At 65.0% G+C, this 13284-nt stretch carries 10 protein-coding genes; 5 read left to right on the forward strand and 5 right to left on the reverse strand.

The window, feature by feature from the left end; translation table 11 throughout:
• Positions 1 to 11: 11 nt before the first annotated feature.
• The 5 genes from EN824_RS24325 to EN824_RS24345 form a co-directional block, all read right to left on the reverse strand.
• Positions 12 to 2084: a 3-hydroxyacyl-CoA dehydrogenase NAD-binding domain-containing protein gene (locus EN824_RS24325; protein ID WP_135932778.1), complete on the reverse strand. Its 2073-nt coding sequence runs from the start codon at positions 2082 to 2084 to the stop codon at positions 12 to 14.
• A gap of 128 nt (positions 2085 to 2212) precedes the next feature.
• Positions 2213 to 3160, reverse strand: coding sequence for an ABC transporter permease (locus tag EN824_RS24330; protein WP_135863386.1), 948 nt, complete (start codon positions 3158 to 3160; stop codon positions 2213 to 2215).
• A 3-nt stretch (positions 3161 to 3163) separates the two neighbouring features.
• Positions 3164 to 4144: an ABC transporter permease gene (locus EN824_RS24335; protein ID WP_127872856.1), complete on the reverse strand. Its 981-nt coding sequence runs from the start codon at positions 4142 to 4144 to the stop codon at positions 3164 to 3166.
• Between the two features lies 1 nt (position 4145).
• Positions 4146 to 5666, reverse strand: coding sequence for a sugar ABC transporter ATP-binding protein (locus tag EN824_RS24340; RefSeq protein ID WP_245512015.1), 1521 nt, complete (start codon positions 5664 to 5666; stop codon positions 4146 to 4148).
• Positions 5667 to 5715: 49 nt separating this feature from the next.
• Complete coding sequence (locus EN824_RS24345) at positions 5716 to 6729, reverse strand: ABC transporter substrate-binding protein (protein ID WP_127280402.1); 1014 nt, start codon at positions 6727 to 6729, stop codon at positions 5716 to 5718.
• 210 nt (positions 6730 to 6939) lie between these two features.
• Between EN824_RS24345 and EN824_RS24350 the strand changes: the two genes are divergently transcribed.
• The 5 genes from EN824_RS24350 (at position 6940) to EN824_RS24370 (ending at position 13215) form a co-directional block, all read left to right on the forward strand.
• Positions 6940 to 9360: a glucan 1,4-alpha-glucosidase gene (locus EN824_RS24350; protein ID WP_135863388.1), complete on the forward strand. Its 2421-nt coding sequence runs from the start codon at positions 6940 to 6942 to the stop codon at positions 9358 to 9360.
• A 49-nt stretch (positions 9361 to 9409) separates the two neighbouring features.
• Positions 9410 to 10426: a phosphogluconate dehydrogenase (NAD(+)-dependent, decarboxylating) gene (gnd, locus tag EN824_RS24355; RefSeq protein ID WP_127277935.1), complete on the forward strand. Its 1017-nt coding sequence runs from the start codon at positions 9410 to 9412 to the stop codon at positions 10424 to 10426.
• A 22-nt stretch (positions 10427 to 10448) separates the two neighbouring features.
• Positions 10449 to 11825 carry a glucose-6-phosphate dehydrogenase gene (zwf, locus tag EN824_RS24360; RefSeq protein ID WP_127872854.1) on the forward strand — a complete coding sequence of 459 codons (1377 nt, stop codon included), beginning with the start codon at positions 10449 to 10451 and terminating at the stop codon, positions 11823 to 11825.
• 14 nt (positions 11826 to 11839) lie between these two features.
• Entirely contained in the window at positions 11840 to 12544 is a 705-nt protein-coding gene (locus EN824_RS24365; RefSeq protein ID WP_135863539.1) for an ROK family protein, read from the forward strand.
• A 206-nt stretch (positions 12545 to 12750) separates the two neighbouring features.
• Positions 12751 to 13215, forward strand: a complete 465-nt coding sequence (locus EN824_RS24370; protein ID WP_127277932.1) for a MucR family transcriptional regulator — start codon at positions 12751 to 12753, stop codon at positions 13213 to 13215.
• Positions 13216 to 13284 lie beyond the last annotated feature (69 nt).

Raw genomic sequence — 13284 nt, forward strand, 5'->3', positions numbered from 1 at the left:
CGCTACCCGGATCAGGCTGTTGAGCCGGCTTCCCAAGAGCCGCTCTCAGCCATCCGCTTGAGCAAGGACGCCGGCTTGAAAACATCCTTGCCGGTCAGCTCCAGCCAATATTCGAGCCGCTCGATGATCTTGCCCGCGCCTACGAGACCGGCCCAGAACATCGGGCCGCCCTTGCCGATGGGAAAGCCGTAGCCATTGACCCAGACGACATCGATGTCGGAGGCGCGGGCTGCAATCCCTTCCTCCAGAATTTTCGCGCCCTCGTTGATCAGGGGATAGAGCGTGCGTTCGATGATCTCGTCTGCGGCTATCGTGCGCGGCGCGATGCCCTTTTCGGCGGCCTTGTCGCGGATCAGCGCCTCGACCTCGGGATCGGGTATCGGCGTGCGCGAACCGTTCTCGTAGAGATAGAAGCCACGGCCGGTTTTCTGGCCGAAACGGCCCTGCTCGCACAGCGTGTCGGCGATGACGGCCGTCAGCCCACGCGCCTTGCGGTTGCGCCAGCCGATGTCGAGGCCGGCCAGGTCGCCCATCTGGAACGGCCCCATCGGCCAGCCGAAATCGGTGAACGCCTTGTCGATCTGGCTGGGTGTCGCGCCCTCCAGCAGCAGCGCTTCCGATTCCGAGCCACGCGCGGCCAGCATGCGGTTGCCGACGAAGCCGTGGCAGACGCCGACGACGACTGCCACCTTGCCGATCCTGCGTGCCAGGTCGACGACGGTCGCCAGCGCATCCGGTGCCGTCTTTTCGGCGCGCACGATCTCCAGCAGCTTCATGACGTTGGCCGGCGAGAAGAAATGCAGGCCGAGCACGTCCTGTGGTCGCGAGATCGAGGCGGCGATCTCGTCGATGTCGAGATAGGACGTGTTGGTGGCAAGGATGGCGCCTGGTTTCGCCACCGCGTCGAGCTTGCCGAAGATTTCCTTCTTGACCGCCATGTCCTCGAACGCCGCCTCGATGATCAGATCGCAATCGCCGAGATCGGCATGGTCGATCGAGCCTTTGAATTGACCGAGCCGCTGCTGCCTGGCGTCTTCGCTCAAGGAGCCGCGTGTGACCGAGACGGCATAATTCTTCTCGATCGTCGCCAGCCCTCGCTGCAGCGCTTCCTGACTGGTTTCCAGCAAGGTGACGGGATGGCCGCCATTGGCGAAAGCCATGGCGATGCCGCCGCCCATCGTGCCGGCGCCGATGACGCCGACGCGGCTGATCCTGCGCTTGACGACATCCTTGCCGGGGAGCTTGGCCGCCTCGCGCTCGGCGAAGAACAGATGCCGTTGCGCGCGCGACTGGTCGCTGGCGACGAGTTTCACGAACAGCGCCCGCTCGACCGCCAGCGCCTCGTCGAAGGGCAGCGTGACGGCATTGCGCACCGCCTGCGCACAGGCAACAGGCGCCTCGAGCCCGCGCGCCTTCCTGGCAAGATCCGCCGCCTCGGCATCGAAGGCGGCAAGGTCGGTTTCCCCCAGACTTTCATCGCGTTCGCGCACCGGCGTGAACGGACCACCCTTGCGGGCGATCTCGCGGGCGAAATTCACGGCATGCGTGGTCAGATCACCCTCGAAAACGGCATCGACCAGACCGGCGCCATGCGCCTCTTGCGCGCCAATCGGGGTGCCGGAAACGATCATCCTCATCGCCTTTAAAGCGCCCACGAGACGCGGTAGCCGCACCGTGCCGCCGCCGCCGGGCAACAAGCCGAGCTTCACCTCGGGAAGGCCGAGCTTCGCGCCTTGATCGGCAACACGGAAATGACAGCCGAGCGCCAGTTCCAGCCCGCCGCCGAGCGCGGTGCCGTGAATGGCGGCGACCGTCGGCTTGGCGATGGCTTCAAGTGTCGCCACGATGGCGCGCAGGTCTGGCTGCTGCACCGGCTTGCCGAATTCGGTGATGTCGGCGCCGGCGACGAAGGTCCGGCCGGCGCAAGCAATGACGATTGCCGCGACCGATGCGTCATCGCGCAGGGCGACCAGGGCCTGCATCAGCGGCTCGCGGACGTGAAAACTCAGTGCGTTGACCGGCGGATTGTCGATGGTGACGATGGCCACGCCACCCTCGTTCGCGACGCTGACAGAATTGGACAAGCGGAGGCCTCCCGGGACCGACTGAGATCGCGGACCGGTTTACTAGGCCACGCCGCGAATGGGAACCGGATGTTGAACTGGTCCAATGATTGGCCCGACAGGCCGCGGTCGCGCCGTCGACGTTGCAGTCAGCGCACCGCCTTCTCGCCACCCGCCGCCGTGATCACCCCTACGATGATCAGCCCGGTAAGCAGAAGCCGCACGCCGGCGCTGACGCCGAATGTGTTGAGCATGGTGAGCAGCAGCACCAGGAACAGCGCCGCGCCCCAGACGCCGGGCACATTGGCTTTGCCGCCGGCCACCGACGTGCCGCCGATGACGACGACCGCGATCGAAGCCAGCAGATATTCATTGCCGATATCGACATTGGCGCCGCGGAAATAGCCGGCGAGCAGCGCGCCGTCGATGCCGCCGAGCGCCCCCGACAGCGTGTAGGTGAGGAAGCGGATGCGGCCGACATTGACGCCGGCGAGCCAGGCGGCGCGGATGTTCTGGCCGATCGCCAGCACCGAGCGGCCATAGATCATGCGCTGCAAGGCGATGGCCGCGCCGATGGTGAACAGCACGGTGAGCATCGCCAGCACCGGAATGCCCAGCACCTGCCAGTTGGTGAAATCGGCGAAGCCCGGCGGCGGCTTGATCTGCAGCCCGCGCCCGTAGCTGATGTCGACCGACTGGATGATGAAGCTCGCCGACAACGTGGCGATGATCGGCGGAATGCGCAGCGCCCAGATCAGCAGGTAGTTGATGGCGCCGATGGCGGCACCACAGGCGAGCGCCGCCAGCAATCCAACCACGATCATGGCATCGCTGCCGCCCATCACCTTCATGGCAACCGCGCTTGCCAGGCCGATATTGGCCGGCAGCGACAGGTCGACATTGCCGGGCCCGAGCGTGATGACGAACATCTGGCCGACGCCGACGATGACCGTGAACACGGCAAGCGAGAGCGCCGCCGTGACCATGCCGCCGGCGCCATAGCCGCCGGTGAAGGCGATCGTCGCCAGCCACACCAGCAGCGCACCGGCAAACGACCAGATCCAGGGTTTTGTGAGCAGCGTTTTCAGCGAAGCCATCGCTCACCTTTCCCTGCGGCTGATCAGCACCCGCGCCGCCAGCACGATGATCAGGATGGCGCCGTTGGCGGCCACCTGCCAGTCGGGCGGAATGTGCATGAAGGTGAGCAGCGGCGAGGCGGCCAGCGCCAGCGTCAGCGCGCCGATGACGGCGCCGATCGGCGAGACCCGGCCGCCGACGAACTCGCCGCCGCCGAGGATGACGCCGGCGATGGCCAGCAGCGTGTAGCCATTGCCGATATTGGCATCCGCCGAGGTGGTGATGCCGATCAGCGCCATGCCCGACAGCACGCCGAACAGGCCGGCCAGCGCAAACAGCACGATCTTGGTCTTGAGCAGCGACCAGCCGGCGCGCCGCAGTGCTGCCGGATTGCCGCCGGAGCCGCGCAGGATCACGCCGTAGGAGGTGCGCATCAGGCCGAAATGCACCACCGCCGCGATCAGCAGCGCGGCGATGATCGGGAACGGAATGAAGAGCGGCTTGAACGACATGATCGCCAGCAGCCAGTCCGGCGCCTTACCGCCGGGCTTTGGCAGGACGAGGATGGCCAGGCCCTGCCAGACGAAACTCATGCCCAGCGTCACCACGATGGAAGGCAGGTTGCGCAGATGGATCAGCGCGCCGAGCAGCGCATAGATGCCGATCGACCCGGCGAGGATGAGGACGCCGATGAGCGGCGCGTCCTTCAGCCATGTCGCCGTGACGCAGCCGACAAAACCGACAAAGGTGCCGATCGACAGATCAAGCTCGTTGCCGGCTATGACGAACATCTGCGCGATCGTCGCCAGCGCGATCGGGATAGCCAGGTTCAGCATCAGGCTGAAGCCGAAATAGCTGATGGCGCGCGGGTTGAGCCAGGCGATTGCGGCCAGCACCAAGGCCAGCGACAGCGCTGGCAGCAGGGCGCGCAACAGCCGCGCCCGCGCCGCCGCATTGCGCGCCGCCGATCCCTTGAAGCCATTGTCGATTGGCGTCGCCGTCATCTCAGGCCGCGTCGCCGAAGGAGGACTGGATGATCTTCTCCTCGGTCAGCTCGTCGCGCGTCAAATTGGCGACGATGCGGCCGTTCTTGAAGACATAGATGTGATCGCAATTGTCGAGCTCTTCGGTTTCGGTCGTGTACCAGAGGAAGGTGCGTCCGCGGCCAGCCTCCTCGCGCACGAGGTCGTAGACCTCCAGCTTGGTGCCGATGTCGACGCCGCGCATCGGATCGTCCATCAGCACGATTTCGGCATCGGAGCCCAGTGCGCGGGCAAACAGGGCCTTCTGCTGGTTGCCGCCCGACAGTGAAAAGATGTTGTTGTCCATGTCGGGCGTGCGGATGCCGATCTTCTTCTTCCAGGCATCGGCGAGTTCCGCCTCGCGTCGCGGCGAGATCAGCAAGCCGTTGCGCAGACGCGCCAGCGAGCGGATGCCGATATTCTGCGCAATCGACCATTGCGGGAAAATGCCGTCCGACTGGCGGTCGCCCGCCACCAGCGCCACCGGCGCCGTGACCTCGATGCCGGCTTTGGCGCGTGCGGTGGCACCAAAGATCCGCAGCAGCAAGTCGGTCTGTCCGTGACCGGCCAGCCCGGCAAGGCCGATGATCTCGCCGGCACGGGCGACAAGCTCCTTGCCGTCAGTCTGCCCGGCGGGCCGCGCCCGGACGCGCAGCGGGCTGGCGCCTGGCTTTGCGGCAGCGGCCTGCGCGGCGGTCTTCTGGCGCGCCTCAGCCCCGCCCATCACCGTCACCAGCCGGTCGCGGTCGAAGGCGCCAGCCGCGTCCGACGCCACCATCTTGCCGTCGCGCATCACCACGATCCGGTCGGCGTTGCGCAACACCTCGCCCAGCACGTGCGAGATCAGGATGCAGCTTTTCCCGCCAGCGACGAAGCGGCGCACGAAAGCCAGCAGCTGGCCTGCCGTGTGCGCGTCGAGCGAGGAGGTCGGCTCGTCGAGGATGACCAGGTCGAGCCGGTCCTGCGTCACCGTGAAGGCGCGCGCCACCTCGACCATCTGCCGCCGGCCGATCGACAGATCGCCGACAATGTCCCAGGCCGAGATGCCATGGTCCGGGAATATCTCGTCTAGCTTGGCGGCGATCAGCTCGGCCGCCTTGCGCCGCCAGCCGAAGCCGGACAGCGAGGCATGGTTGATGCGGGTGTTTTCGGCGACGCTGAGATTGGGACACAGCGACAGCTCCTGGAACACGCAGCGTATGCCGAGCTGCTGCGCCCGCGAAACCGAGTAGTTCTCCTCGATGACGCCATGCACGCCGATGGTGCCGCTGTCGGGCGTCAAGGTGCCGGCCACCATATGCATCAGCGTCGATTTGCCGGCGCCATTATGGCCGACGAGGCCGACGCATTCGCCGGGTCCGACATGGAAATCCACCCCGCCCAGCGCTCTGACGGCGCCGAAATGCTTTTCGGCACCGTCAAGTCTGACGACGTCAAGAGTGGCGGCGCCGAACTGTTTTTCGGCGCCGCCCAGCCTGATGATGCCCGTGTTGCCTGCAGCCATGCTCAACGATATCCGTTCAGTGATGCGCTAGGCAACGCGGATGCGGCTTTCACTTGATGTTGGCTTTGATGGCCGCGATGGCATCTTCCTGGGTGTATTCGTGAGTGGCGACGCCACCCTCCTTGATCTTAGGCAGGGCCGCCTCGAAATCGTCCTGGGTGAAGGCGAGATACGGCACCAGCAAATCGTGCGGAATGTCCTTGCGGCCATCGAGCACCTGCTGCGCCACCCAGAAGGCGAGCGTCGACACGCCGGGCGCGATCGACGCCGACCAGGTCTTGTAGCCGTCCTTCTCCTTCTGTTCCTTCCACCACTTCAGCTCGTCCTGCCGGTTGCCCATGATGATGGTCGGGCGCGGCTTGTTGGCGGCGGCGAAGGCTTGCGCGGCGCCATAACCGTCGCCGCCCTGGTCGACGATGCCGACGATGTCGGGCAGCGACGGCAGGATGGTCGCGACCGCCTTCTGCGCCGTGGTCTGGTCCCAGTCGCCGGTCACCGAACCGACGATCTTGAATTCGGGATGGGCAGCGACCCCTTCCAGGATACCGGCATGGATGGCGTCGTCGATCGAGGTGCCGGCCAGCCCGCGGATTTCAAGCAGATTGCCGCCCTTGGGCTGGAACTTCGCCATCTGCTCGACTTCCTGCTTGCCCATGTCCTTGAAGTCGACGACGACGCGGTAGGCACATGGCTCGGTCACCGTGCCGTCGAAGGAAACGACGGTGATGCCGGCGTCGCAGGCCTGCTTGATGGCGCCGTTGAGCGCGTCCGGCGAAGCGGCGTTGATGACGATGGCGTCATAGCCCTGCAGGATCAGGTTCTGCACCTGGGCGGCCTGCGTCGGCACCTCCTTGTCGGCGGTGGTGAAGACATCGGCCGCGCCGACGATCTTGTCGTCGACCGCCTTCTTCGTGACGATGCCATAGCTGTCGAGCATGGCCTGGCGCCACGAATTGCCGGCGTAATTGTTGGAGAACGCGATCTTCTTGCCGCTGGTGTCGGCGAAAGCCGTACCGGCTGCGAGCACCGCCGCAAGCGTGCCGAGAACCAATAATTTCTTCATAGGATACTCCTCCCGAGAGTTGTTGATCAGTTGGCTGTCGATGAATTTTCGCGATTGCGATCCTGTTTTTTATCTATTGTCAGACAAAAGTGCAGAAGGCCGCCGAGCTGTCAACTGCAATCCGATGCGCGCCGGCGATCAACTTGCAGTGCGCTGATTGAAATGGTTTCGGTTGATGGCTAGGCATGCGGGCCAGGAGACCGAACAAGCATGGCAGTGACGCCGATTGTGCCGACGGGCGCACCGGGAATTCCCGCGCGCTGGACCTCTAGCGCCAAGAGCGGCGTCGGCGTGGCGCTTTCGCCGTCCAGTCGCGTCTGGTTCACCATCAGCCACGGCATCCTGAACGAAGTGTATTATCCGCGCGTCGACAGCGCCTGCACGCGCGACCTCGGCCTGATCGTCACCGGCAAGGATGGATATTTCTCCGAGGAGAAGCGCGATGCCGCGCACGGCATCGAGCCGTTCGGAGATGGCGTGCCCGCCTACAGGCTGGTCAACACGGCTGATGACGGCGCCTACCGGATCGAGAAGCGCATCGTGGCCGATCCGGCTCGTCCGACGTTGCTGCAGGAGATCACCTTCAGCCCGCTCAAGGGCTCCGCGGCCGACTACCGCGTCTACGCGCTTCTGGCGCCGCATCTGGTCAATGCCGGCATGGGCAACACCGCCTGGGTCGGCGAGCACCGGGGAAAGCCTGTCCTGTTTGCCTCGGGGCGCGGCACCTGCCTGGCGCTGGCCTCGTCGCTGCCCTGGCGGGACTGTTCGACCGGCTATGTCGGCTTCTCCGACGGCTGGCAGCAATTGAACCACACCGGCAAGCTTGATCCGGCTTGCCGGCGCGCCGAGGACGGCAATGTCGCGCTGACCGGCGAGATCGGCTTCACCGCCACGAAGACAAAAGCCGTGCTGGCGCTGGGTTTTGGCGCGACACCGGACGAGGCCGCCGAAAACGCCTTCGCCAGCCTGAAGCGTGGTTTTGAGCCGGCAGCGAGATCCTATGTCGAAAGATGGCACGAATGGCAGGCGGGGCTGCTGCCGCTGGACCGGACGCCCGGAGTGCCCGGGGTGAACAGCTACCGCGTCTCCACCGCGGTGCTGGCAACCCACCGGTCATTGGCCAAGCCGGGCGCGGCGGTGGCCAGCCTATCGATCCCGTGGGGATTCAACAAAGGCGATGATGATCTCGGCGGCTACCATCTGGTCTGGCCGCGCGACCTGGTCGAAACGGCGGGCGGCTTCCTCGCCGCCGGCGATGCCGCCTCGGCCCTTCGGATCCTGGAATACCTCCGCTCCATCCAGCAGCCTGACGGCCATTGGCCGCAGAATGCCTGGCTCGACGGATCGGCCTATTGGCCGGGCATCCAGATGGACGAATGCGCCTTTCCCTTGCTGCTGGCAGACGCCCTGCATCGCGCCGGCCATTTGCCGCAGGCGCGACTGAAGGCCTTCCTGCCCATGATCGAGCGCGGCGCTTCCTATGTCGTGCGCAACGGCCCTGTCACCGGCGAGGACCGCTGGGAAGAAGACGCCGGCTATAGCCCGTTCACCCTGGCCGTCGAGATCGCTGCACTGCTCGCCGGCGCGGACCTGCTCGACGCCTGCGGCCGGACGGCGGAGGCGGCCTATCTGCGCGAGACCGCGGACTGCTGGAACGATCAGGTCGAGCGCTGGACCTATGTCACCGGTACCGCCACCTGCAAGGTGGCCGGCGTCGCCGGCTACTACGTCCGCATCGCGCCGCCCGACAGCGCCGATGCCGGCTCGCCGAAGGACGGCTATGTGCCCATCAAGAACCGCCCGCCCGGCGACACGGAACGACCGGCCGAAGAAATCGTCAGCCCCGACGCCCTGGCGCTGGTGCGCTTTGGCCTGAGAGCCGCCGACGATCCGCGCATCGTCGATACAGTGAAGGTGATCGATGCGCAGTTGCGCTGCGAGCTGCCGCAAGGGCCGCTCTGGTACCGCTATAACAGTGACGGCTATGGCGAACACGAGGATGGCGCGCCCTTCGACGGCACCGGCCAGGGCCGGCCGTGGCCGTTGCTCGCCGGCGAACGGGCGCATTATGAGCTGGCGGCCGGCCGCAAGGACGAGGCGGCCAGCCTGCTCGATGCGCTGGAACGGTCGGCCGGACCCGGCGGCCTGCTGCCCGAACAGGTCTGGGATGGCGCCGATATTCCGGAGCGCGAGCTGCTGCATGGCAAACCATCGGGCAGCGCCATGCCGCTGGTCTGGGCGCACTCCGAGCATATCAAGCTGCTGCGTTCGCTGCGCGACGGCGCCGTCTTCGACATGCCGCCGCAAGGCGTGAAGCGCTACATCGAGAACAAGACCATATCGCCGTTCAGGCCATGGCGCTTCAACAACAAGATCCGCACGCTGCCGGCCGGCAAGGCGCTGCGTATTGAATTGATGGCAGCAGCCACTGTCCACTGGAGCACCGACGATTGGGCAACCGCGCATGACAGCCAGACGGTGGAAAACGCGTTCGGCATCCACCTTGTCGATCTGCCCACGGCCGGCCTCCCCGAGGGAAACACGCTCGTCTTCACTTTTTTCTGGCCCGGCACCGGCGATTGGGAGAATGTCGACTTCTCTGTCATATCTGGCGGGCAGGATAGCCAGTAGACCCTTCTCCAGGGATACCCGAGACTCTTCAGCAAACAGGGACGAAACCATGCAGATCGGAATGATGGGACTGGGCCGGATGGGCGCCAACATGGTGCGGCGTCTGATGCGCGACGACCACGAATGCGTCGTCTACGACATCAACCCGGCCAGCGTCGCGGCGCTGGTGAGCGACGGCGCGTCTGGAGCGGCCTCGATGGCGGAATTCGTCGGCAAGCTCACCAAGCCGCGCTGCGTGTGGCTGATGCTGCCGGCGGCGATCACCGGCAAGATCATCGACCAGGTCTCGGCGCTGATGGAGCCTGGCGACATCGTCATCGACGGCGGCAATTCCTATTATCACGACGCCGTCGACCAGGCCGCGAAACTCGCCACCAAGGGCATCCACCTTGTCGATGTCGGCACCAGCGGCGGTGTCTGGGGGCTGGAGCGTGGCTACTGCCTGATGATCGGCGGCCCCGACGTGGCGGTGCAGCATCTCGATTCGGTCTTTGCCACGCTGGCGCCTGGCGCCGATGCCGGCGCACCCACCCCGGACAAGACCGTCGGCACCGCACCCTTCGGTTACTTGCATTGCGGACCGAGTGGCGCCGGCCACTTCGTCAAGATGGTGCACAACGGCATCGAATATGGCGTCATGGCCGCCTATGCCGAAGGCATGAACATCCTGAAGTCGGCCAATGCGGGCAAGCGGCAACGAACGGCGGACGCCGAGACCAGCCCGTTGGAAAACCCGCAATACTACCAGTTCGACATCGATCTTCCGCAGGTGGCCGAGGTGTGGCGGCATGGCAGCGTCATCGGCTCCTGGCTGCTCGATCTCACCGCCGGCGCGTTGAAGAGCGATCCGGGCCTGGCGCAATTCGGCGGCCGGGTTTCGGATTCCGGCGAGGGCCGCTGGACGCTGAAGGCGGCGATCGACACCGGCGTGCCGGCGCCGGTCCTGTCCTCGGCCCTGTTCGACCGCTTCTCCTCGCAAGGCGAATCCGAATTCGCCGACAAGCTGTTGTCCGCCATGCGCTACGCCTTCGGCGGCCACATCGAAAAGCCGAAGGGCGGCAAGTGACGGCGACAGGGGAGACGCAGGCATGAGCCAGGAACGGTCCGACACGCTGGTGCTCTTCGGAGCGACCGGCGACCTCGCCCACAAGAAGATATTTCCAGCCCTCTACCAGATGGTCGCCAAGGGCACGCTCACCGAACCGGTGATCGGCGTCGCCTTCGACGCCTGGGATTTGAAGCAATTGCAGGACCGTGCCCGCGACGGCATCGTCAACGCGCTCGGCACGATCGACGAGAAGGTGTTCGCCAAGCTGGCGTCGCTGCTGCGCTATGTCAGCGGCGACTACCGCGATCCGGCCACTTTCGAGAAGCTGAAGACCGCACTCGGCAGCGCCCAGCGGCCGCTGCACTACATGGCGGTGCCGCCGACCATGTTCGAGACTGTCGTGCAAGGCCTGGAGCAATCCGGCACCGCGCACGGCGCCCGGCTGATGGTCGAAAAGCCCTTCGGCCACGATCTGCAGTCGGCCCGCTGGCTGAACCGTGTGCTGCATTTGGTGTTCGACGAACAGTCGATCTTCCGCATCGACCACTATCTCGGCAAGGAAGCGATCCAGAACCTGCTCTATTTCCGCTTCGCCAACGCTTTGCTCGAGCCGATCTGGAACCGCAATTACGTCGAGAGCGTCCAGATCACCATGGCCGAGGATTTCGGCGTCGAAGGGCGGGGGCGGTTCTACGACGATGTCGGCGCTATCCGCGACGTCATCGAGAACCATCTGCTCAACATCCTGCTGCTCTTGGCCATGGAGCCGCCGGTCGGCCGCTCGGCGGATGACTTGATCGACGAGAAGGTGCAGGTGCTGCGCGCCATCCGCACCCTGACCAAGAGCGATGTCGTGCGCGGCCAGTTCACCGGCTATCTCGCCGAGCCCGGCGTCGCGCCGAACTCGCCGGTCGAGACCTTCGCGGCGGTGCGTTTTTTCGTCGACACCTGGCGCTGGCAGGACGTGCCGTTCTTCATCCGCGCCGGCAAGAACATGCCCGTGCATGTCACCGAGGTGGTGGTGCGGCTGAAGCGGCCGCCGCTCGACGTCTTCGACCCGATCAAGCCCGCCGACCAGAATTATGTCCGTTTCCGCATCGACCCGCAGGTGATGATCGCCATCGGCGCCCAGCGCAAGGCGCCCGGCGACGACATGATCGGCGAGCAGGTGGAACTGACCGCGCTCGACGACTCGAAGGGCGACATGCCGCCCTATGAACGGCTGATCGGCGACGCCATGAACGGCAATGGCCAGCTCTTCACCCGTCAGGACGCGGCGGAACTGGCCTGGCGCATCGTCGGCCCGGTGCTCGGCGACACCACGCCGCCACATCTTTACGAGCCGAAGACATGGGGACCGGAGGACGCCATGGCCGGCTTCGGGCCGCCCAATGGCTGGATCGATCCGGTGGCATGAACGGAGGGGACAAGATGGCCAAGGCGGTGAAGCAGGTTGCGTCGGACACCGGGCAGGTTGTCCTTTCGGTCGACATTGGCGGCTCGCGCGTCAAGATCCTGACCAGCGACGGCGGCACCGAGCGCCGGACGGATTCCGGACCGGACCTGACGCCGCGGCAAATGATCGACAAGGTGAAAAAGCTCGCCGAGGGCCTGTCCTATGACGTTATCTCCATGGGCTATCCAGGCCCGGTGCGCCACAACAAGCCGATGCTTGACCCCATGAATCTCGGCAAGGGCTGGGCCGGCTTCGATTTCGCCGCGGAGTTCGGCAAGCCAGTCAAGGTCGTCAATGATGCGCTGATGCAGGCCATCGGCAGCTATGAGGGCGGGCGCATGCTGTTCCTCGGTCTCGGAACCGGCCTCGGCGCGGCGATGGTCTTCGACAATGTCGGTCAGCCGATGGAACTCGCCCATCTTCCCTACCGAAAAGGCCGGAGTTTCGAGGATTATGTCGGCGAACGCGGCCTGGAAAAACGCGGCAAGAAGAAGTGGCGCGGCTATGTCTTCGACGTCGTCAACCGGCTACGAGCCGCCCTGCAGCCAGACTATGTCGTCATCGGCGGCGGCAATGTCGACAAGCTCTACGAATTGCCCGCCCACTCCAGACGCGGTGACAACACACGCGCCTTCGAAGGCGGATTTCGTCTATGGCGCGACAAGGCGCTGATCGTCTGAGAGTATTACAGTTTAGTATAGTCGTTCAAAATGACGTGTGATGCCGCGCCGATAGATTGCATTGTGCAGATTTGCCGACTAGGAAGTCAGCCCCACTACATCGCGTCGCGCGCGACGCACAATGACGACGCACTTTAATTTTGCGCATCATCCTTTTTGAAAACGGCCCCATTTTCGAGGTCATGCGCCATGGATGGAGAAATAGATTGACCGACGAAGACAGCCACGCCAGCAAGACCCTCGACCTTCTCGAACTGACCGCCCATATCGTATCGGCTTATGTCGAGAAGAATCGCCTGCCTGCGTCCGGCCTTCCCGAGCTGATCGCCAGCGTCAGCGCCTCGATCAGCGGGCTCGGTCAGCCGGTCGCTCCGGTGGCGGCACCGCTGGTCCCGGCCGTCAACCCGAAGAAGTCGGTGACGCCGGATTTCATCATCTGCCTCGAGGACGGCAAGAAATTCAAATCGCTGAAGCGTCACCTCGGCGTGCATTTCGGCCTGACGCCGGATGCCTACCGCGCCAAATGGGGCTTGCCGTCTGACTATCCGATGGTTGCTCCCAACTATGCGGCTTCGCGCTCCGAACTGGCGAAGTCGATCGGCCTCGGCCGCAAGGCCGTCGCCCCGGCGCCCGTCAAGGGCAAAGGCCGGAAGGCCAAGGTTTCGGCCTGAGCAATTCAGTCCTGAGCCAATATTTAGGACGACTGGAACGGAAGCCTGCCGGCGAAAATCGCCTTGGCA

The organism is Mesorhizobium sp. M8A.F.Ca.ET.181.01.1.1 (genome assembly GCF_004792025.1).
GTDB lineage: Bacteria > Pseudomonadota > Alphaproteobacteria > Rhizobiales > Rhizobiaceae > Mesorhizobium.

Excerpts from the sequence above, each read along its gene's own strand:
- EN824_RS24330 (WP_135863386.1), bottom strand. The coding sequence starts at position 3,160 with ATGGCTTCGCTGAAAACGCTGCTCACAAAACCCTGGATCTGGTCGTTT.
- EN824_RS24335 (WP_127872856.1), bottom strand. The coding sequence starts at position 4,144 with ATGACGGCGACGCCAATCGACAATGGCTTCAAGGGATCGGCGGCGCGC.
- EN824_RS24340 (WP_245512015.1), bottom strand. The coding sequence starts at position 5,666 with ATGGCTGCAGGCAACACGGGCATCATCAGGCTGGGCGGCGCCGAAAAA.
- EN824_RS24345 (WP_127280402.1), bottom strand. The coding sequence starts at position 6,729 with ATGAAGAAATTATTGGTTCTCGGCACGCTTGCGGCGGTGCTCGCAGCC.
- EN824_RS24350 (WP_135863388.1), top strand. The coding sequence starts at position 6,940 with ATGGCAGTGACGCCGATTGTGCCGACGGGCGCACCGGGAATTCCCGCG.
- gnd (WP_127277935.1), top strand. The coding sequence starts at position 9,410 with ATGCAGATCGGAATGATGGGACTGGGCCGGATGGGCGCCAACATGGTG.
- zwf (WP_127872854.1), top strand. The coding sequence starts at position 10,449 with ATGAGCCAGGAACGGTCCGACACGCTGGTGCTCTTCGGAGCGACCGGC.
- EN824_RS24365 (WP_135863539.1), top strand. The coding sequence starts at position 11,840 with ATGGCCAAGGCGGTGAAGCAGGTTGCGTCGGACACCGGGCAGGTTGTC.